The sequence below is a fragment of the Ramlibacter pallidus genome (assembly GCF_015070875.1).
GTDB lineage: Bacteria > Pseudomonadota > Gammaproteobacteria > Burkholderiales > Burkholderiaceae_C > Ramlibacter > Ramlibacter pallidus.
Window position 1 is genome coordinate 791,733 of sequence record NZ_JADDIV010000001.1, and the last position, 18,234, is coordinate 809,966.

19 protein-coding genes are annotated in these 18,234 nt (G+C 70.3%); 6 read left to right on the plus strand and 13 right to left on the minus strand.

Annotated elements, in window-relative coordinates; genetic code table 11:
- The first annotated feature begins 43 nt into the window (after positions 1-43).
- A complete protein-coding gene (locus tag IM787_RS04075; protein ID WP_354004351.1) occupies positions 44-661 on the plus strand; it encodes an alpha/beta hydrolase family protein in 618 nt (205 codons plus the stop codon).
- Positions 662-663: 2 nt separating this feature from the next.
- On the opposite strand, the gene IM787_RS04080 is transcribed toward IM787_RS04075, so the two are convergent.
- The 3 genes from IM787_RS04080 to IM787_RS04090 form a co-directional block, all read right to left on the minus strand.
- Positions 664-1,212, minus strand: a complete 549-nt coding sequence (locus IM787_RS04080) for a hemerythrin domain-containing protein (RefSeq protein ID WP_193675338.1) — start codon at positions 1,210-1,212, stop codon at positions 664-666.
- Between the two features lie 80 nt (positions 1,213-1,292).
- Complete coding sequence (locus IM787_RS04085) at positions 1,293-1,664, minus strand: response regulator (protein ID WP_193675339.1); 372 nt, start codon at positions 1,662-1,664, stop codon at positions 1,293-1,295.
- Positions 1,665-1,782: 118 nt separating this feature from the next.
- Positions 1,783-2,001 (minus strand): DUF3820 family protein, encoded by a 219-nt coding sequence (locus IM787_RS04090; protein ID WP_193675340.1) that lies wholly within the window; start codon positions 1,999-2,001, stop codon positions 1,783-1,785.
- A gap of 53 nt (positions 2,002-2,054) precedes the next feature.
- Between IM787_RS04090 and IM787_RS04095 the strand changes: the two genes are divergently transcribed.
- From IM787_RS04095 to IM787_RS04105, 3 genes are all read left to right on the plus strand, one after another.
- On the plus strand, positions 2,055-2,714 hold the full coding sequence (locus IM787_RS04095) for an NUDIX hydrolase (RefSeq protein ID WP_193675341.1): 660 nt from the start codon (positions 2,055-2,057) through the stop codon (positions 2,712-2,714).
- A 22-nt stretch (positions 2,715-2,736) separates the two neighbouring features.
- Positions 2,737-3,558, plus strand: a complete 822-nt coding sequence (locus tag IM787_RS04100) for an SAM-dependent methyltransferase (RefSeq protein ID WP_193675342.1) — start codon at positions 2,737-2,739, stop codon at positions 3,556-3,558.
- 110 nt (positions 3,559-3,668) lie between these two features.
- Positions 3,669-3,938, plus strand: coding sequence for a YkvA family protein (locus IM787_RS04105; protein ID WP_193675343.1), 270 nt, complete (start codon positions 3,669-3,671; stop codon positions 3,936-3,938).
- 3 nt (positions 3,939-3,941) lie between these two features.
- On the opposite strand, the gene IM787_RS04110 is transcribed toward IM787_RS04105, so the two are convergent.
- From IM787_RS04110 to tal, 4 genes are all read right to left on the minus strand, one after another.
- Positions 3,942-4,403 (minus strand): c-type cytochrome, encoded by a 462-nt coding sequence (locus IM787_RS04110; protein ID WP_193675344.1) that lies wholly within the window; start codon positions 4,401-4,403, stop codon positions 3,942-3,944.
- A gap of 31 nt (positions 4,404-4,434) precedes the next feature.
- A complete protein-coding gene (locus IM787_RS04115) occupies positions 4,435-6,066 on the minus strand; it encodes a methyl-accepting chemotaxis protein (RefSeq protein ID WP_193675345.1) in 1,632 nt (543 codons plus the stop codon).
- Between the two features lie 92 nt (positions 6,067-6,158).
- Positions 6,159-7,697, minus strand: a complete 1,539-nt coding sequence (pgi, locus tag IM787_RS04120) for a glucose-6-phosphate isomerase (protein ID WP_193675346.1) — start codon at positions 7,695-7,697, stop codon at positions 6,159-6,161.
- A 4-nt stretch (positions 7,698-7,701) separates the two neighbouring features.
- Positions 7,702-8,649, minus strand: a complete 948-nt coding sequence (gene tal, locus IM787_RS04125) for a transaldolase (protein ID WP_193675347.1) — start codon at positions 8,647-8,649, stop codon at positions 7,702-7,704.
- Between the two features lie 97 nt (positions 8,650-8,746).
- Here tal and zwf point away from each other — a divergent pair, with 97 nt between their 5' ends.
- Both zwf and IM787_RS04135 read left to right on the plus strand, forming a co-directional pair.
- On the plus strand, positions 8,747-10,201 hold the full coding sequence (gene zwf / locus IM787_RS04130) for a glucose-6-phosphate dehydrogenase (protein ID WP_193675348.1): 1,455 nt from the start codon (positions 8,747-8,749) through the stop codon (positions 10,199-10,201).
- Between the two features lie 79 nt (positions 10,202-10,280).
- Positions 10,281-11,129 (plus strand): MurR/RpiR family transcriptional regulator, encoded by an 849-nt coding sequence (locus tag IM787_RS04135; RefSeq protein WP_193675349.1) that lies wholly within the window; start codon positions 10,281-10,283, stop codon positions 11,127-11,129.
- Positions 11,130-11,252: 123 nt separating this feature from the next.
- Here the strand turns inward: IM787_RS04135 and IM787_RS04140 are convergent, their stop codons facing one another.
- From IM787_RS04140 to IM787_RS04165, 6 genes are read right to left on the minus strand one after another with little or no spacing between them, the layout of a single operon-like run.
- Complete coding sequence (locus IM787_RS04140; RefSeq protein WP_193675519.1) at positions 11,253-12,293, minus strand: ABC transporter ATP-binding protein; 1,041 nt, start codon at positions 12,291-12,293, stop codon at positions 11,253-11,255.
- 38 nt (positions 12,294-12,331) lie between these two features.
- Positions 12,332-13,309, minus strand: a complete 978-nt coding sequence (locus IM787_RS04145) for an ABC transporter ATP-binding protein (RefSeq protein WP_193675350.1) — start codon at positions 13,307-13,309, stop codon at positions 12,332-12,334.
- A gap of 10 nt (positions 13,310-13,319) precedes the next feature.
- Positions 13,320-14,231 carry an ABC transporter permease gene (locus IM787_RS04150; RefSeq protein WP_193675351.1) on the minus strand — a complete coding sequence of 304 codons (912 nt, stop codon included), beginning with the start codon at positions 14,229-14,231 and terminating at the stop codon, positions 13,320-13,322.
- 51 nt (positions 14,232-14,282) lie between these two features.
- Positions 14,283-15,857 (minus strand): ABC transporter substrate-binding protein, encoded by a 1,575-nt coding sequence (locus tag IM787_RS04155; RefSeq protein WP_193675352.1) that lies wholly within the window; start codon positions 15,855-15,857, stop codon positions 14,283-14,285.
- A gap of 43 nt (positions 15,858-15,900) precedes the next feature.
- The gene (locus IM787_RS04160) at positions 15,901-17,139 is read right to left on the minus strand and encodes a M20 aminoacylase family protein (protein ID WP_193675353.1); all 1,239 of its coding nucleotides are present in this window, start codon (positions 17,137-17,139) and stop codon (positions 15,901-15,903) included.
- Positions 17,139-18,119 (minus strand): ABC transporter permease, encoded by a 981-nt coding sequence (locus IM787_RS04165; protein ID WP_193675354.1) that lies wholly within the window; start codon positions 18,117-18,119, stop codon positions 17,139-17,141. Before IM787_RS04165 ends, IM787_RS04160 begins: the two co-directional genes overlap by 1 nt.
- Between the last annotated feature and the right edge of the window lie 115 nt (positions 18,120-18,234).

Genomic DNA, 18,234 nt, shown 5'->3' on the forward strand with positions numbered 1-18,234 from the left:
CCCCACCCGCATCCCCCTGCCCGCCGGCGGCAGCGTCTCCGCGCTGCTCGACGGCCACGCAGGCGCCCGCGCCGGCTTTGTGCTGGCCCACGGCGCCGGCGCCGGCATGGACCACCCGTTCCTCGCGGCCATCGCCGAGGGCCTTGCGCAGCGCGGCATCGCGGTGCTGCGCTTCCAGTTCCCGTACGTCGAGCAGGGCAGCCGCCGTCCGGACCCGCCCGCGGTGGCACAGGCGGCCGTCCGCGCCGCCGTCGCGCATGCCGCCGCCCTCTGGCCGGGCCTGCCGCTGTTCGCCGGGGGCAAGTCCTTCGGCGGCCGCATGACCTCGCAGGCCCAGGCCGTGCAAGCCCTGCCCGGCGTGCGCGGCCTCGCCTTCCTCGGCTTCCCGCTGCACCTCGCCGGCAAGCCGTCGATCACGCGGGCCGCGCATCTGGCGGACGTGGACCTTCCGATGCTGTTCCTGCAGGGCACGCGCGACGCGCTGGCCGAGCTGCCGCTGGTGCGCGACGCGATCGCGCGGCTGGGCGGACGTGCCACGCTGCACGTGGTCGACGGCGCCGACCACGCGTTCCATGTCCTCGTGCGCTCCGGCCGCACCGATGCGCACGTCCGCGCCGAGCTGCTGCACACGCTGGCGGCGTGGATCGCCGATCGGGCCTGACGCTAGATGTAGGGCACGGCCGGTGCCGGCACCTTGCGCAGGTGCAGCGACACGTCGAGCGCCGCCATGTGGTTGGCGTTGCGCCCGAGGATCGCGTTGGCGAGGGGAAGGAACTCCTGTTCCTCGAACGCGGCGTGTCCCGCATAGGCCTCCGCCAGCGCCTGCACCTGCGCGTCGAAGGCGGGGTCGTTCTGCGGCTTGCCGGCGGCCACGAGCACCACGGCCGGGCGCAGGCGCGCCCACATGGCCTCGATGCGGCGGTGGTCGGCCAGCAGGCGGTCCACGAGGCTGCGCAACCGGTGCGCCTCCTGCGCGTTGCCGCAGCTGCGCTGCACGGACGTGAAGAGCTCCTGCTCCTCTTCCGCGTGGTGTTCGCGCACCCGCAGGTCGAACAGCACCAGCGTCGCCGCCGCCGCCTCCCGCGCCCGGGCGAGCAGCTCGGCGAGCGCGGGCAGCTCGCGCAGCTGCACGAGGCCGTCGGTGATGCCGGCATGCGCGCCATGGAAGTGGCGGATCGGCTCCTGCAACGGGGCGCGGACGGGCTGGTTCATGGCGGCCTCCTGGGCGGATCAGGCCCCCAGTCTCGCCGCGCGGGCCGGCGCCGCGTTGATCCGCGTCAAGCCTCGTGCGCCTACGCGGCCGCGCCCTGCTGCTCGCACCAGGCGACCAGGCTTTCCATCTCGAAGGCCTTGTCGAACACCGCGTCCGCGCCGGCCAGGCGAGCGTGCTCGCGGACGGGGTCGCGGGTGTAGTTCGACAGCACGACCGCCCGCTGTCCCGGCTGCCGCTGGCGGCAGTACCGCAGCACCTCGAAGCCATGGCCGGCGGCGAGGAACAGGTCGATCACGGCGACATCCCAGGCATCGGGGTTCGCGCTGAGCCAGGCGCGCGCGTCCTCGGCCGTGGCAACCACCCGCACGATCTCCAGTTCGGGAACGGCTTCCAGCGCATCCCTCAGGTTCTGCAGTGCGCGGGCGTTGTCTTCGACGACGAACAACTTCATTTGCGGGGTCCTTGCCTCGTCCGCATTGTCCGGCTGCTGCGCGCCTCGCCTTGTAGGAACGCGCTGATTGCGGTGCGCACGCGCGCCGCGGACGGCGCGCAGCACCGTGCACGAGCGTTCACCGTCGCCGGAGCGGCTCCAGCAGGTGCTTCAGGCCGTTGTGGTCGATCTCGTGGGCCAGCGCCAGCAGCCGACCGAGCTCGCCGCGGGGAAAGCCCTCCCGGGCGAACCAGTTCAGGTAGTTGCCCGGCAGGTCGGCGATCGGCGTGCCCTGGTACTTGCCGTAGGGCATCTCGACCTCGAGCAGCCGCAGCAGCGGGTCCGCCTCGTTCGTCATGGCGCCATTGTCGGTCCGCGGCGCTTCGTCGGCGGCGCTGCGACAATCCCGGCATGCAGCTGGACGACGCCTTGCGCGAGCAGGTCCGCGCCCGTCTCGCCGGCTTCGCCGTGCAGCGCGCGCCGCACGGACCCGAGCACGCGGCGGCCGTGGCGGTGGCGCTCGCCGAGGAAGGCGACGGCGCCGAGGTCGACGGCCTGGCGCGACCGGCCGCATGGAGCCCTGCCGCGGCGCTGCTGCTCACGCGCCGGTCCGCCCACCTGAACAACCATGCGGGCCAATGGGCACTGCCCGGCGGCCGCATCGATGCCGGCGAGACGGCGGAAGCGGCGGCGCTGCGCGAACTGCAAGAAGAGATCGGGCTGCAGCTCGGCGCCGACAGCGTGCTGGGCACGCTCGACGACTTCGTCACGCGTTCCGGCTTCGTGATCACGCCGGTGGTGGTGTGGGCCGGCGCGGCCCGCGGGCTGGTGCCGAACCCGGACGAGGTCGCGGCAGTGCACCGCATCCGCGTCGAGGAATTCATGCGCACGGACGCGCCGCTGCTGGAACCCTCCGAAGACCCGGGCCGCGAGATCCTGCGCATGCCGGTCGGCCGCAGCTGGATCGCCGCGCCGACGGCCGCCGTCCTCTACCAGTTCCGCGAGGTCTGCATCGCCGGCCGCGCCACGCGGGTCGCCCACTTCGACCAGCCGCTGTTCGCGCGGCGCTGAAGCCCTGGACTACGATCGCCGCATGAAACGAAGCGCATTCACCCTGCTGGCGGGCCTGCTGTTCGCCGGCGCGCCGCACGCGCAGCCGACCGAGGAGGTCCCCTTCATCACCTCGCCGGACAACGTCACGCTGGAAATGCTGGGTCTGGCCAGGGTCGGTCCGAGCGACCACGTGATCGACCTCGGCTCGGGCGACGGCCGCATCGTGATCACCGCGGCGCGGCGCTTCGGCGCCTCCGGCCTCGGCGTGGAGATCGTGCCCGACCTCGTGCAGCAGAGCCAGCGCAACGCGCGCGAGGCGGGCGTCGCGGACCGCGTGGCGTTCCGCGAGCAGGACCTCTTCCGGACCGACCTCGCGCCGGCCACCGTCATCACGATGTACCTGCTGCCCGAGGTGAACCTGCAGTTGCGGCCCGCGCTGCTGGCGCTCAAGCCCGGCACCCGCGTCGTCTCGCACGACTGGGACATGGGCGACTGGAAACCGGACCGGACGACGGTGGTGCCGGTGCCGGACAAGAAGGTGGGGCTGGAGAAATCGAGCAAGGTGCACCTGTGGGTGGTGCCCGCGCGCGTCGACGGCCTCTGGTGCGCGCCGCCGCTGCTGGGAGGCGGCTCGCTGGAGTTCACGCAGTCGTTCCAGCAGGTGCAGGGACGCCTGGCGCGGCGCGGCCGCGTGCGCGAAGGCACCGGCCGGCTGGATGGCACGCTGCTGCACCTGGAAACCACCGGCGACCGCGCCATGCTGCTGGAGGTGGCCGGCGACACGCTGCGGCTGGCCGACACATCGCAGCCGCTGCCCGCCGGGACCGTGCTTTTCACACGCGCGCGCAGCGGCAGTTGCTGAATGCGCCGCCGCGGATGTAACGCCTGCGCACGGACCCTTGCAGACGCGGCACGCGCTACCAAGTAGGCTGCGCACGGGCCGCTGGGGTGCCCGTTCGTGAAGGAAGTGCCATGTTCAAACGCCTCGCCCTGCTCTGGACCGTCGTTCGCGGGGACGCACGGCAGCTGTGGTTCGCGCTGCGGCACCCGGCCGCGCCCGGCTGGCTGAAGCTGGGCACGGCGCTGATCGCGCTCTACCTCTTCTCGCCGATCGACCTGCTGCCGGACTTCATCCCGGGCATCGGCATCGTGGACGACATCGTGCTGGTGCCCCTGGCCATCCGCTGGCTGCTCAAGCGGCTGCCCGCCGAGATCACGCGCTCCGCGTCGGCGCGGCGCTGATCGTCACGGCCGCCGCCGGGCGGCCGCATCCACCTCTTCCTGCTGGCGCCGGATCTCGCGCGGCCACTGCGCCTTGATCCAGGACAGCACCGCGACGATCTCGGTGTCGCTCAGCACGCCTTCGTAGGCGGGCATCGCGGACACGTGGTCCTTCAGGTTGGCGGCACGCGCGACGCCGTACTTCGTGATGCGGAACAGCACCTCGTCCGGGTGGTGCCAGGTGTGGCCGCTCGCGTCGTGCGGCGGCGCCGGCAACCGGCCGGTGGCGTCGCGCTCGCGCCAGTTCGGCTGGCCCTCGAGCTTCGCTCCATGGCAGGCAGCGCAATGCGTCGCGTAGATCCGCGCACCGGCCGCGGTGACCGGGGCGTCGTCGGGGCGCAGCGCGTGCGGTGACGGCGGAGGTCCGGGGTCGCAGCCGGCGAGCAGCAGTGCGGAGAGCGGCAGGGCGAGGTGGGAGGGACGCATGGCGGCTGTGCGCCACCTTACCGCATCGCGCTCACGAGGCCAGCAGGCCGGGCGTCGTGGGTGCGTAGCCGATGGCCGGCAGGGGTCCGTCCGCAGCCGTCGCCGCCGGTTCGAACGCTGCCGCCGTGGCGCCGTGCAGCCGGAAGCGCTCCACCAGGCGCAGCAGGGCGCCCGCTTCGTCCTTCATCGACTGCGTCGCCGCGCTCGCCTCTTCCACCAGCGCCGCATTCTGCTGCACCACCTGCCCCATCTGCGCGACGGCACTGTTCACCTGGCGCAGGCCGGCGCTCTGTTCGCGGCTGGCGCTGGCGATCTCCGCGATCAGCGCGTTCACGCGCTGCACCGATGCGACCACCCTGCGCATCGTGGCGCCGGCGTCCCCGGCGATGGTGTGTCCCGCATCCACGCGGTGCACGGAATCTTCCACCAGGTCCTTCACCTGGCGCGCCGCGGCGGCGCTGCGCTGGGCCAGCGCGCGCACTTCGGAGGCGACGACGGCGAAGCCACGGCCCTGCTCGCCGGCACGCGCGGCCTCCACCGCCGCGTTCAGTGCAAGGATGTTGGTCTGGAAGGCGATGCCGTCGATGACGGCGATGATCTCGCCGATGCGGCGCGCGGCGGCGGCGATGCCATCCATGGTCTGCACCATCCGGCCCACCGCCGCCGCGCCCTGCTCCGCCACGCCGGACGCCTCGGTGGCGAGGCCGCTCGCCTGCATCGCGTTCTGCGCGTTCTGCTCCACCGTCTGCGACAGCTGCAGCATCGCGCCGGCGGTTTCCTCCAGCGTGCTCGCCTGCTCCTCGGTGCGCTGCGACAGGTCCAGGTTGCCTTGCGCGATCTGGGCGCTGGTGTCGGCCACCGCATGGGCGCCGGTCGCCACGTCGCCGACCAGCGCGCGCAGCTGGCGCGACATGTGGTCGAGCGCGCGGAGCAGGTCCGCCGTCTCGTCGCGGCCCGTCACGCGCACGTCCGCCGTGAGGTCGCCCTCGGCGATGCGGCCCGCGCTGGCGATCGCGCTGCGCAGCGGCCGCACGATCCGGCGGCTGGCCAGGACGGCGGCGGCGAGCGAGACGAGCACCGCCACCAGCGTGATCGCCAGCAGCAGGTTGGCGGCCTGCTGCGCGGCCTCCAGCGTGGCCTCCTGGCTCGCCTCGGTCAGTTGCTTTTCGAGGGCGACGAGGGCCTGCAATTCGCGGCCGATCGCGGCGTGGGTGGCGTCGGCGCCCTGCATGAGGGAGGCCGCCGTGGCGGCGTCGGTGCTCTGCTCGATCGCCTGCTGCAGTTCACCGCGATAGCGCGACAGCCGCGGCAGCACCGCATCGATGTGCGCGCGCTCGGCCGCGCTCACCTGCGGTTGCGCGCGCATGCCCTGCAGCAAGCCCGCAAGCAGGTCCAGCTGGTCCAGCAGTTCTCCCGAGGTCTTCTTCACCTGTTCTTCGCTGATGGCGGAACGCCAGGTGAACAGGCGGTAGGCGCCGGATTGCACCGCGCCGACGGACTGCAGCGCGCCGGTGGCCGCTTCCACGGCGGACTGCCGCGCGCCCGCGAGTTCGCCGATGGCCTGCTTCTGCTGCTCCATCACCACGTACGCGATGCCGCCGAAGGCAAGCAGGAACACGATGGCGAGCGCGGGCGCGCACAGGACCTTGGCCAGGATCTTCATGGAGGTTCCCTCGACGACTCGTTCTTGCGGGCGGGCCCGTACGGCCCGCGCACGGCATGCACGCAGGAATTGTGCCGGAAGGCCCGGGGTGCTCAGCGCCCGCGCAGGCGGGACAACAGGCCGGCCGTCGAGGCGTCGAGTCCCTCGATGTCACCGTTCTCCAGCCGCCGGGCCAGGTCGCCCGCGAGGACCTTGCCGAGCTCCACGCCCCACTGGTCGAAGCTGTCGATGCCCCACAACGCGCCGCTGGTGAACACCCGATGCTCGTACAGCGCCAGCAAGGCGCCCAGCGCCGCGGGCGTCAACGCCTCCAGGACGAAGAAGGTGGAAGGACGGTTGCCGCCGAAGTGGCGGTGCCCGCCGGCGTCCGCCTTGCCCTGCATCAGGGCCTGCGCCTGCGCCAGTGCGTTGGCGAGCAGCAGCGCGTGGTGCCCCGGCAGGTCGTGCGCGGGCTGCCGCACGGCGATGAACTCCACCGGCACGCGTTCGGTGCCCTGGTGCAGCATCTGGAAGTACGCGTGCTGGCCGTTGGTGCCCGGCTCGCCCCACAGCACCGGCGAGGTGGCGAAGGGCAGCGGCTGTCCCTGCGCATCGACGCCCTTCCCGTTGCTCTCCATCTCCAGCTGCTGCAGGTAGGCCGGCAGGCGCCGCAAGGCGCTGTGGTACGGCGCGATGCTGCGGCTGCCGAACCCGTGGAAGTTGCGGTACCAGACGTCGAGGAGGCCCAGCCGGGCGGGCAGGTTGCGTTCGAGCGGCGCTTCGCGGAAGTGCCGGTCCATCGCATGCGCGCCCGCCAGCAGCTCGCGGAAGCCTTCCGGCCCGATCGCGATGGCCAGCGGCAGTCCGATGGCCGACCAGAGCGAGTAGCGGCCGCCGACCCAGTCCCAGAAGCCGAAGGTCGTCGCGATGCCGAACCCGCGCGCGGCCTCGACGTTGGTGGTGAGCGCGGCGAAATGGCGCGCGATGTCGCGGCCGCCCTGCTGTTCGAACCACGCTTTCGCCGAGCGCGCGTTGGTCATCGTCTCCAGCGTGGTGAAGGTCTTGGACGCGACCAGGAACAGCGTGGATTCCGGGCGCAGCCGCTGCAGCACCGCCGCGAGTTCATGGCCGTCGACGTTGGAGACGAAGTGGAAGCGCTTGCCGGCGATGCACGCGCTTTCCAGCGCCGCCACGGCCATCTGCGGGCCGAGGTCGGAGCCGCCGATCCCGATGTTCACGACGTCGGTGATCGCCGCGTCGTCCCGCACGCGTTGCGCGAAGGACAGCATCGCGTCCAGCGTCTCGTGGACGGCGACGGAGTCCGGGTCCCGCGCATCGCGGGGAGCACGCAGCAGCCAGTGCTTGACGGCGCGGTCTTCGGTGTTGTTGATGCGCTCGCCGGCGAACATCGCGTCGCGGTACGCCTCGAGGCCGCATTCGCGCGCCAGCGCGAAGAGCTCGCCCTGCACCTCGGCGTCGATGAGGTTCTTCGACAGGTCCGCGAAGACGTGCGGCGCGTCCTGGCTGAAGGCTTCGGCGCGCTTGAGGTCGTGCACGAAGGCCTGGCACAGGTCGAAGCCCGCGCCGACGGTGCGGTGGCGTTCCTGCAGGCGCCGCCACGCGGCGGCCTGGTCGCAGCGGATCCTGGCCATCCGCTCAGGCCGCCTGCATCAGTTTCTCGAGCTTCACCGCATCCACGGCGAAGGCGCGGATGCCCTCGGCGAGCTTCTCGGTGGCCATGGCGTCCTCGTTGAGCGCCCAGCGGAACTGCGCCTCGTCGTAGTTCACGGCGGCGATGTCCGCGCCCTTCGCCTGCGCCGGGTCCAGGGCGCGCGGCACCTCGCCCTGTTTCGCGGCCAGTTCGCCGAGCAGTTCCGGACTGATGGTGAGCAGGTCGCAGCCGGCCAGCGCGAGGATCTGGCCGGTGTTGCGGAAGCTCGCGCCCATCACCTCCGTCGCGATGCCGAAGTGCTTGTAGTACTGGTAGATCTGGCGCACCGACTTCACGCCGGGGTCGTTGGCGCCGGAACTCGCCGCCTCGTCCCACGCGCCGCCGGCGCTCTTCTTGTACCAGTCGTAGATGCGGCCGACGAAGGGCGAGATCAGCTTGACCTTCGCCTGGCCGCAGGCCACCGCCTGGCAGAACGAGAACAGCAGCGTCAGGTTGGTGTTGATGCCGCGCTGCTGCAGGCGCGCGGCCGCCTGGATGCCTTCCCAGGTGCTGGCCACCTTGATCAGCACGCGGTCCGCCGGCACGCCTTCGGCCTGGTACAGCTCGATCAGGCGTTCGCCGCGCGTGAAGGTCGCGTCCGCGTCGAAGCTCAGGCGCGCATCGACCTCGGTGGAAACGCGGCCCGGGATGGTGCGCAGGATCTCGGTGCCGAAGCGCACCAGCAGCCGGTCGATCTGCTCGTCCAGCGGCTTCGCGCGGAAGCGTTGCACCGTTTCCTTGAGCAAGGGCGCGTAGTCCGCCTTCTGCACCGCCTTCAGGATCAGCGACGGGTTGGTGGTGGCGTCCTGCGGCTGGTACTGCGCCAGCTGGCGGAAGTCGCCGGTGTCGGCGACGACGGTGGTGTACTGCTTGAGCGCTTCCAGTTGGTTCATGGCCCGGATTATCCGGCGTCGGGGACGTCCGCGGAGGGCCGCCTCCTGCCGCGCCGAAACTAAGTTACAGTGATCCGAAGCCCCCCAGAACAAGACCATGAGCTTCGACCTCGTCCTTTTCGGCGGTACCGGCGACCTCGCATGGCGCAAGCTGATGCCGGCGCTGTTCCAGGCCTTCCGCCACGGCAGCCTCCCGTCGGGGGGCCGCATCATCGGCATCGCGCGCGACGACCTTTCCGATGCCGCGTACCGCGAGCTGATCCGCTCGCGCTTCGACGACGTCGAGCTGGCCAAGCGCCCCAGCCCGGAGGAGTTCGACCGCTTCGCCGGCCTGCTGCACTACCTGCGCGTCGACCTGTCGCAGCCGGCCGACTACCGCCGGCTGGCGGAGATGCTGCGCGAACGCCATGCCGAGACCGTGGTGATGTACCTCGCCACGGCACCGAACCTGTTCACCGTGGCATGCCAGCAGCTGGCGGCCGCGGGACTGAACCGGCCGAACACGCGGCTGGTGCTGGAGAAGCCGCTCGGCCACGACCTCGCCTCCAACCGGGACATCAACGAAGCCGTCGGCAAGGTGTTCCAGGAACGGCAGATCTTCCGCATCGACCACTACCTCGGCAAGCCCGCGGTGCAGAACCTGTTCGCGATGCGCTTCGGCAATGCGCTGTTCGAGCCGGTCTGGCGCCGCGAGCACATCTCCAACATCCAGATCACGATCGCCGAGGACATCGGCGTGGAGAAGCGGGGCGCGTTCTACGACCAGACCGGCGCGCTGCGCGACATGGTGCAGAACCACGCGCTGCAGCTGCTGTGCGCGCTGGCGATGGAGCCGCCCATCAACGCGCACGCCGACGCGATCCGCGACGAGAAGCTGAAGGTGCTGCGCTCGCTGCAGCGGTGGACGCCGCGCACGCTGGACCAGCACGTGGTGCGCGGGCAATACGCGGGCGGCGCCGCCAACGGCCGCGAGGTGCCCGGCTATCGCGAGGAGCCGGGGGTCGACCCGCACAGCCGCACCGAGACCTTCGTCGCCCTGCGGGCCGAGATCGCCAGCTGGCGCTGGGCCGGGGTGCCCTTCTACATCCGCACCGGCAAGCGGCTGGCGGCGCGCGAGGCCCACATCGTCGTCAACTTCCACGAGGCGCCGCATGCGATCTACGAAGCACCGCCCGGCAGCTGGAACCGCCTGGTGATCAACCTGCAGCCGCGCGACGGGCTGCAGATGCACCTGCTGGCCCAGGGGCAGGAGAACCGCCGCGACGCACCCGTGCTCGCGCCCGTGCACCTGGACCTGGATTTCGACAAGCGCTTCGGCTCCGAGCGCGTGGGCGCCTATGAACGCCTGCTGCTCGACGTCATCGCCGGCCGGCTGAACCTGTTCGTGCGCAGCGACGAACAGGAAGCGGCCTGGCGCTGGATCGAGCCGCTGATCGACTACGCGCGCAACGACGAGCGCGGCCCGCGTCCCTACGCCGCGGGCAGCTGGGGCCCGAGCGCCTCCAGCGCCATGATCGCCCGCGACGGCTTCTGCTGGTCCGAGGAATGCTAGCCCCCACGCTTGACTCCTTCGGTGCGGCGCTGCCCCCCGAGGGGGCGGTCGCCTCTTGGGGCGGCCCGGCGAGGCTCCAATGCTAGACCGCATCAAGGCGTCCATGCCCTCGCTCGCTCCCGCGGAGCAGCGGGTGGCGAAGCTGGTGCTGGCGGACCCGCGCGCGTTCGCGAACCTGCCGGTGAGTGAACTCGCCGACCGGTCGCACGTGAGCAAGCCGACGGTCGTGCGCTTCTGCCGCAGCATGGGCTACGACGGCCTCTCGGACTTCAAGCTGAAGCTCGCCGGCAGCGTGAGCGAAGGCGTGCCCTTCATCCACCGCAGCGTGGACGCCGACGACAAGACCGGCGACGTGCTGGTGAAGGTGATCGACAACGCCGTCGCGGCCTTCCTCAAGTACCGCAACGATGCCTCGACGTACGCGATCGAGCGCGCGGTCGAAGTGCTGGCGGGAACGTACAAGACGGGCCGCCGCATCGAGTTCTACGGCGTCGGCAACTCGGGCGTCGTGGCGCTCGACGCGCAGCACAAGTTCTTCCGCCTGGGCGTGCACACCATCGCCCACAGCGACGGCCACATGCAGGTGATGAGCGCCACGCTGCTCGGTCCGGGCGACTGCGTGGTGGTGATCTCCAACTCCGGCCGCACCCGCGACCTGATGGACGCCTGCGACATCGCCCGGCGCAACGGCGCGACCACCATCGTCATCACCGCCACCGGCTCGCCGCTGGCCTCCGCCGGGCAGATCCACCTGGCCGCCGACCACCCGGAGGGCTACGACCGCTACAGCCCCATGGTGTCCCGGCTGCTGCACCTGATGATCATCGACGTGCTGGCGACCGCCGTGGCGCTGCGCATCGGCGGCGGGCGGCTGCAGCCGCTGCTCCGCGAGATGAAGAACAACCTGCGGACCAAGCGCTACGCCTGAAGCGGAAGGCGTCATTCCCGCGCAGGCGGGAATCCGGGGCGTCCGGCCCAGAAGAAAGGCCCGCGGTGCGGCGGGCCTTCTAGGGAAGCTCTGGATCCCCTGCGCGGGGATGACGGGATGCGTTCAGATCCGCCCCTCCTCCACCGCGTGGCAGGCCACGCGGGCGCCGTCGAACTCCAGCAAGGCCGGCCGCTCGACGCGGCAACGCTCGTTCGCGAACGGGCAGCGCGGGTTGAAGGCGCAGCCGGTCGGCGGGTTCAGCGGGTTGGGCACTTCGCCCTGCACCGGCGTGCGGGCGCGGCCGGTGTCGTGCATCTTCGGGATCGCGTCCAGCAGCATGCGCGTGTACGGATGCCGCGGCTGCGAGAACAGCTGGTTCTTGCCCGCCACCTCCACCAGGCGCCCGAGGTACATCACGCCGACCTGGTCGCTCACGTGGCGCACGACCGCGAGGTTGTGCGAGATGAACAGGTAGGTCAGGCCCTGCTTGCGCTGCAGGTCCTTCATGATGTTGAGCACCTGCGCCTGCACGCTCACGTCGAGCGCCGAGGTGGGTTCGTCGCAGACCAGGAACTCGGGCTGGGTCGCGAGCGCCCGCGCGATCGAGATGCGCTGGCGCTGGCCGCCGGAGAACTGGTGCGGGTACTTGACCATGTCCAGCGGGCTCAGGCCCACGGACTGCAGCAGTTCGCCCACGCGGTCCTTCAGCTGCTTCGCGTCCGTGATGAGGCCGTGCTCGCGCAGCGGCTCGCCGACGATGTCCTCCACCTTCCAGCGCGGGTTCAGGCTGGCATAGGGGTCCTGGAAGATCATCTGGATGCGGCGGCGCAGCTTGCGGCCTTCGGCGGTCTTGAAGGCGGCGTGCGCGTCCTCCCCGTCGAAGGTGAATCCGCCGCGCGTGGGGTGGTACAGGCCCACCAGCAGCCGCGCGACCGTGCTCTTGCCGCAGCCCGATTCGCCCACCAGCGCCAGCGTCTGGCCTTTCTCGATGGAGAAGCTCACGCCGTCGACCGCATGCAGCAGCTGGCGCGGGCGGCGTTCGATCACGCGGTTCAGCCAGGGCACGGAGACGTCGAAGGTCTTGGCCAGGTCGTGGGCCTGCACCAGGGGTGCGGCGCCGGACGCGGCCGGCGTGCGCACCACCGCGCGCTCGCCGCCCGGCATCGCCATCGGCACATCGAGGGATTGGGTCAGGACAGTGCTCATGCCAGGGCCTCCGCGTTGGCGTCGTGCAGCCAGCATGCGGCGCGGGTGGCGCCGGCATGCAGCAGGTCCGGCCGCTCGCGCAGGCAGCGGTCGAAGGCGCGCGGGCAGCGCGGGTTGTAGGCGCAGCCCGGCGGGATGGCGTTCAGGCGCGGCATGGCGCCGTCGATCTGGTTCAGGCGCTCGCGGTCCACGGCGATGTCCGGGATCGCAGCCATGAGGCCCATCGTGTAGGGGTGCGCCGGCTGGTGGATCACTTCGTGCACCGGCCCGATCTCGGCGATGCGGCCCGCGTACATCACGGCGACGCGGTCGCAGGTCTCGGCGATCACGCCCATGTCGTGCGTGATCAGCATGACGGCGGCGCCGCGGTCCTTGCAGATGCGCTTGAGCAGCTGGATGATCTGCGCCTGGATCGACACGTCGAGCGCGGTGGTCGGCTCGTCGGCGACGATCAGCTTCGGTTCGGCGGCCAACGCCAGCGCGATCACCACGCGTTGGCGCATGCCGCCGGAGAACTGGTGCGGGAAGTGGTCGATGCGTTCGGCCGCCGCCGGGATGCCGGTGTCCTCGAGCAGCTTGATGGCGCGCAGCCGCGCTTCTTCCGCGTTGACCGGCAGGTGCGCCTGGATCGTCTCGGTCAGCTGGCGGCCGATGGTGTACAGCGGGTTCAGCGACGTCAGCGGGTCCTGGAAGATCGCGCCGATCTTGCGGCCGCGGATGTGCCGCATGCGGTCGAACGGCAGGTTGTCGATGCGCTCGCCTTCCAGCAGGATGCGGCCCGAGGCGATGCGCCCGGGCGGCTCCAGCAGGCCGATGATGGCCGCGCCGGTCAGCGACTTGCCGGCGCCGGACTCGCCGACCACGCCGAGGATCTCGCCCGGCGCGATCTCGAAGGAGATGTTGTCCAGCGCGCGCAGCGTGCCCCGCCGCGTGGGGAATTCCACGACGAGGTCTTGGACTTGGAGGAGGCTCATGTTGGTCCGATCAGCGCAGGCGCGGGTTGAGCGCATCGCGCAGCCAGTCGCCCAGCAGGTTCACCGACAGGGCGATCAGGATCAGCATCAGGCCCGGGAAGATGGTGATCCACCATTCGCCCGAGAAGAGGTAGTCGTTGCCCACGCGGATCAGCGTGCCCAGCGACGGCGAGGTCGGCGGCACGCCGACGCCCAGGAAGGACAGCGTGGCCTCCGTGATGATGGCGGTTGCCACGTGGATGGTGGCCAGCACCAGCACCGGCCCCATCACGTTGGGCAGCACGTGCCGCCGCATGATGCGGAACGGCGCGACGCCGGTCACGCGCGCGGCCTGCACGTATTCCTTGTTGCGCTCCACCATCGTGGAGCCGCGCACCGTGCGCGCGTACTGCACCCAGCCGGTCAGCGTGATGGAGAGGATCAGCACGCCGAAGGCGACGGTGTCGTGCGCGTTCGGGAACAGGGCGCGGCCGACGCCCGCGATCAGCAGCGCCACCAGGATCGGCGGAAAGCTGAGCATCACGTCGCACACGCGCATCAGGAAGCCGTCGACCCAGCCGCCGCGGAAGCCGGCGAGCAGGCCGAGGCCGACGCCGATCAACATGGACAGCAGCACGGACACCACGCCCACGACGAGCGAGATGCGCGCGCCGTAGATCAGGGCGGACAGGATGTCGCGCCCCTGGTCGTCGGTGCCCAGCAGGTACTTGGACGTGCCTTCGGTGTCCCACGCCGGGGGCTTGCGCGCGTCGCTCAGTTCCAGGGTGGTGAGGTCGAAGGGGTTGTGCGGCGCCACGAGGCCGGCGAAGACGGCGCAGAAGATGCAGACGGCCGCGATCGCCGCCGCGACGATCGCCGTCGGCGAATGGCGGAAGCTGTAGCCGATGTCGCTGTCGATCCAGCGCAGGAGGGCTTGTTTCATGGAGGAGGCAGGTGGCGGCCGCGGGGCACGGGCCCCGCGGCGCTCAGGCGCTTACTTCTTGACGGTGATCCACTTGAAGAACATGAAGTTGTCGGCCAGCTGGGCGACGTCCACGTTCTTCGAGATGCCCCAGGCGAGCGACTGCTGGTGCAGCGGCACGTGGCCGATGTCGGCGCTGTGCACTTCGAACGCTTCCTTGATCATGGCATTGCGCTTGGCCTTGTCGGTTTCCGACTGGATGCTGCGCGTGAGCTGGTCCACCTTCGGGTTGCAGTAGCTGCCCAGGTTGAACTGGCCCGTGCCCTTGTCGTCGGGGCAGGCCATCAGCGCGTTCAGCGCGTTGTGCGCGTCGTAGGTGCCGGGGGTCCAGCCCAGCATGTAGAAGCTGGTGTCGCGGCGCAGGATCTTGGGGAAGTAGGTGCCCTTGGTCTCCGCGGCCAGGTTGATCTTGACGCCGATGCGCGAGAGGTTCGCCGCCACGGTCTGGCAGATCCGCGCGTCGTTGACGTAGCGGTCGTTGGGGCAGTTCATCGTGACTTCGAAGCCCTGCGGATAGCCGGCGTCGGCCAGCAGCTTCTTGGCGCCTTCCGGGTCGTAGGGCAGGCGCTTGTTCTGGCCGGCATCGAAGCCGTTGATGCCGGGGCCGACCATCAGGGCCGTCGGCTTGGAGGCGCCGCGCATCACCGTCTTCTGGATGCCCTCGATGTCGATGGCCTGGTAGAAGGCCTGGCGCACGCGCTTGTCCTTGAAGGGGTTCTTGCCCTTCACGCTGGAATACAGCAGTTCGTTGCGCGACTGGTCCATGCCCAGGAAGATGGTGCGCAGCTCGGGGCCGACCATCACCTTGGCATTGGCGGAGCCGTTGACGCGGTCGATGTCCTGCACCGGCACCGGTTCCATCAGGTCCACTTCACCGGACAGCAGGGCGGCCACGCGGGTGGCGTCATTGCCGATCGGCGTGAACACGACTTCCTGCACGTTCCCTTCGATCTTGCCCCAGTAGTTGCCGTTGCGCACGAAGGTCGAGCGCACGTTCGGCTGGCGCTCGCGCAGGCGGTACGGGCCCGTGCCGTTGGCGCGGAACGAAGCCGCGTTCTCGATGCCCTTGCGGCGGTCGACGGGGCGCGTGGCCTGGTTCGTTTCCGCCCACTTCTTGCTCATCACGTACACGAGGGAGATCACGTCCGGCAGGATGGGGAACGGTGCCTTCGTCTCGATCTCGACCGCGTGGTCGTTGATCTTGCGCACTTCCTTGACGTCGTTGGTGTAGCTCTTCATGTCGGAGCCGTCCACCTGCGTGCGGGCGAAGGAGAAGAGCACGTCGTCCGCCGTGAACGGGGTGCCGTCGTGGAACTGCACGCCCTTGCGCAGTTCGAAGCGCCACACCGTCGGGGACGTCTGCCGCCAGGACGTGGCCAGCAGCGGCGTGAGCGAGAGGTCCTTGTTGCGGCCGACCAGGCCTTCGTAGATGTTGCCCGTGACGGACAGCTGCAGCGACTCATTGAGCGAGTGCGGGTCCATCGACAGCGAATCGCCCTGGTTGGCGATGCGCACGGTCTGGGCCTGGACGCCGGCGGCGGCCGCGCACAGCACGGCGGCGGCGATCAGGTGGGTCTTGAGTTGCATGGTCGGAACTCCTTTTGGAAGTGATGTCCTCGGGGACTCGGCGTCAGCCCGCGGCCTGGTGGCCCGCGAGCGGCATGGCTTGCTCCACCAGGCTGGCGTGCAATGCCGAGCCGAGCGGAAGGATCTCGTCGTTGAAGTCGTAGCGGCTCATGTGCAGCATGCAGCTGCCTTCGCCGCCCTGGCCGATGCGCATGTACGCGCCCGGCTTGGCCTGCAGCATGAAGGAGAAGTCCTCCGCGCCCATGCTCGGCTCCATGTTGCGCACCACGTTCTCGGAGCCGACCAGCGCCTCGGCCACGTCGGCCGCGAACTCGGTTTCGCGCGGCGTGTTGATGGTGGCGGGATAGATGCGCTCGTAGTGGACCGTCGCGGTGGCGCCGAAGCCCAGGGCGACCGCGCTGCACAACTCGTTCAGGCGGCGCTCGATCATGTCCTGCACTTCCGGCCGGAAGGTGCGCACGGTGCCCACCAAGGTCGCCTTGCCGGGGATGACGCTCATCGCGTGCAGGTCGCCGGCGTGCATCGCGCACAGGCTGATGACCGCGCCGTCCACGGCCTTGGTGTTGCGCGAGACGATGCTCTGCACCGCGGTGATGATGTGCGCGGCGACCAGCACCGGGTCCACCGCCAGGTAGGGGTGCGCGCCGTGCCCGCCCTTGCCGGTGATCTCGATCGTCACGCGGTCGGCCGAGGCCATCATGGCCTGGTGGCGGATGCCGAAGCAGCCGGGCTTGAGGCCCGGCCAGTTGTGCATGGCGTACACGGCGTCGACCGGGAAGCGCTGGAACAGGCCGTCCTCGATCATCGCCTTGGCGCCGGCGAAGCCTTCCTCGCCGGGCTGGAAGATCAGCACCGCGGTGCCGTCGAAGTTGCGCGTCTCGGCGAGGTAGCGGGCGGCCCCCACCAGCATGGCGGTGTGGCCGTCGTGGCCGCAGCCGTGCATCATCCCCGAGCGCGTCGACTTCCAGGGGAACTCGTTGCTCTCGGTCATCGTGAGCGCGTCCATGTCGGCGCGCAGGCCCAGCATGCGGCCCGAGGTGTTGGCCCGGCCGCGGACGATGCCGACGACGCCGGTCTTGCCGATGCCGGCGTGCACTTCGTCCACGCCGCACAGCTTCAGCGCTTCCTGCACGCGGCCGGCGGTGTAGACCTCCTCGAAGCCGAGTTCGGGGTGGGCGTGCAGGTCGCGGCGGAAGGCGGTGAGCTCCGGGTGGTACTGCGCGATGTGCGTGAAGGCACGGCCGTGCGCGTTCAGCCGCCGGGCGGCTTCCGCGGTGAGCATCAGTGGCCTCCCACCGTGCCCACGCGCAGCCGGGGATCGACCGCGAAGTACAGCAGGTCGACCACCAGGTTGATCACGACGAAGATCAAGGCGATCAGGCACAGGTAGGCGGCCATGACGGGGATGTCCGCGAAGGTGACCGCCTGGATGAACAGGAGGCCCATGCCGGGCCACTGGAACACCGTCTCGGTGATGATGGCGAAGGCGATCAGGCCGCCGAGCTGCAGGCCGGTGATGGTCATCACCGGCACCAGCGTGTTCTTCAGCGCATGGCCGAAGTGGATCGCACGGTTGGACAGGCCGCGGGCCCGCGCGAACTTGATGTAGTCGGTGCGCAGCACCTCCAGCATCTCGGCCCGCACCAGCCGCATGATCAGCGTGAGCTGGAAGATGGCGAGCGTCAGCGCCGGCAGCACGATGTGGTGCCAGCCCTTGGGCGTGAGCAGGCCGCTGCTCCACCAGCCGACCTGCACGGTCTCCCCGCGCCCGAAGCTCGGGAACCAGCCGAGCGTGACGGCGAAGATCAGGATCAGCAGGATGCCGATGAAGAAGGTGGGCAGCGACACGCCCAGCAGCGACACGGTCATGAAGACCTGGCTGAGGAAGTTGCCGCGGCGCAGCGCCGCATAGACACCCATCGGGATGCCGAGCGCCAGTGCGAGGAAGGCGGCGACGAAGGCGAGTTCGAGCGTGGCCGGGAAGCGTTCCGCGATGAGCCTCGAAACCTTGGCGCCCTGGCGCAGGCTGAGGCCGAATTCCCCTTGCGCGGCGTTCGCGAGGAAGTGCCAGAACTGGACGAAGAACGGCTTGTCGAGCCCCAGGTCGGCGCGCAGTTCGCGGATCTGTTCGGGGGTGGCGTCCTGCCCGAGCAGGAAGACGACGGGATCGCCCACGTACTGGAACAGCAGGAAGGCGATGAAGGCGACCGTGACCATGACCACCATGGCCTGGATCAGGCGGCGCAGGATGAAGGCGAACATTCGGTGTAGCGCAGAGGGGGTGCCGATGCTAGCAGAGCAAGGTACGTGCCGGCACCGGGGTTTCCTTTAGGCCTAAACAATTGGGGCGGCCTCTCCAAAGAGAGGCCGCCCCTCG

Bases quoted from the DNA above. Each gene is read 5' to 3' on its own strand.
- IM787_RS04080 (WP_193675338.1), bottom strand. From the start codon at position 1,212: ATGAACCAGCCCGTCCGCGCCCCGTTGCAGGAGCCGATCCGCCACTTC.
- IM787_RS04085 (WP_193675339.1), bottom strand. From the start codon at position 1,664: ATGAAGTTGTTCGTCGTCGAAGACAACGCCCGCGCACTGCAGAACCTG.
- IM787_RS04090 (WP_193675340.1), bottom strand. From the start codon at position 2,001: ATGACGAACGAGGCGGACCCGCTGCTGCGGCTGCTCGAGGTCGAGATG.
- IM787_RS04095 (WP_193675341.1), top strand. From the start codon at position 2,055: ATGCAGCTGGACGACGCCTTGCGCGAGCAGGTCCGCGCCCGTCTCGCC.
- IM787_RS04100 (WP_193675342.1), top strand. From the start codon at position 2,737: ATGAAACGAAGCGCATTCACCCTGCTGGCGGGCCTGCTGTTCGCCGGC.
- IM787_RS04105 (WP_193675343.1), top strand. From the start codon at position 3,669: ATGTTCAAACGCCTCGCCCTGCTCTGGACCGTCGTTCGCGGGGACGCA.
- IM787_RS04110 (WP_193675344.1), bottom strand. From the start codon at position 4,403: ATGCGTCCCTCCCACCTCGCCCTGCCGCTCTCCGCACTGCTGCTCGCC.
- IM787_RS04115 (WP_193675345.1), bottom strand. From the start codon at position 6,066: ATGAAGATCCTGGCCAAGGTCCTGTGCGCGCCCGCGCTCGCCATCGTG.
- pgi (WP_193675346.1), bottom strand. From the start codon at position 7,697: ATGGCCAGGATCCGCTGCGACCAGGCCGCCGCGTGGCGGCGCCTGCAG.
- tal (WP_193675347.1), bottom strand. From the start codon at position 8,649: ATGAACCAACTGGAAGCGCTCAAGCAGTACACCACCGTCGTCGCCGAC.
- zwf (WP_193675348.1), top strand. From the start codon at position 8,747: ATGAGCTTCGACCTCGTCCTTTTCGGCGGTACCGGCGACCTCGCATGG.
- IM787_RS04135 (WP_193675349.1), top strand. From the start codon at position 10,281: ATGCTAGACCGCATCAAGGCGTCCATGCCCTCGCTCGCTCCCGCGGAG.
- IM787_RS04140 (WP_193675519.1), bottom strand. From the start codon at position 12,293: ATGCCGGGCGGCGAGCGCGCGGTGGTGCGCACGCCGGCCGCGTCCGGC.
- IM787_RS04145 (WP_193675350.1), bottom strand. From the start codon at position 13,309: ATGAGCCTCCTCCAAGTCCAAGACCTCGTCGTGGAATTCCCCACGCGG.
- IM787_RS04150 (WP_193675351.1), bottom strand. From the start codon at position 14,231: ATGAAACAAGCCCTCCTGCGCTGGATCGACAGCGACATCGGCTACAGC.
- IM787_RS04155 (WP_193675352.1), bottom strand. From the start codon at position 15,857: ATGCAACTCAAGACCCACCTGATCGCCGCCGCCGTGCTGTGCGCGGCC.
- IM787_RS04160 (WP_193675353.1), bottom strand. From the start codon at position 17,139: ATGCTCACCGCGGAAGCCGCCCGGCGGCTGAACGCGCACGGCCGTGCC.
- IM787_RS04165 (WP_193675354.1), bottom strand. From the start codon at position 18,119: ATGTTCGCCTTCATCCTGCGCCGCCTGATCCAGGCCATGGTGGTCATG.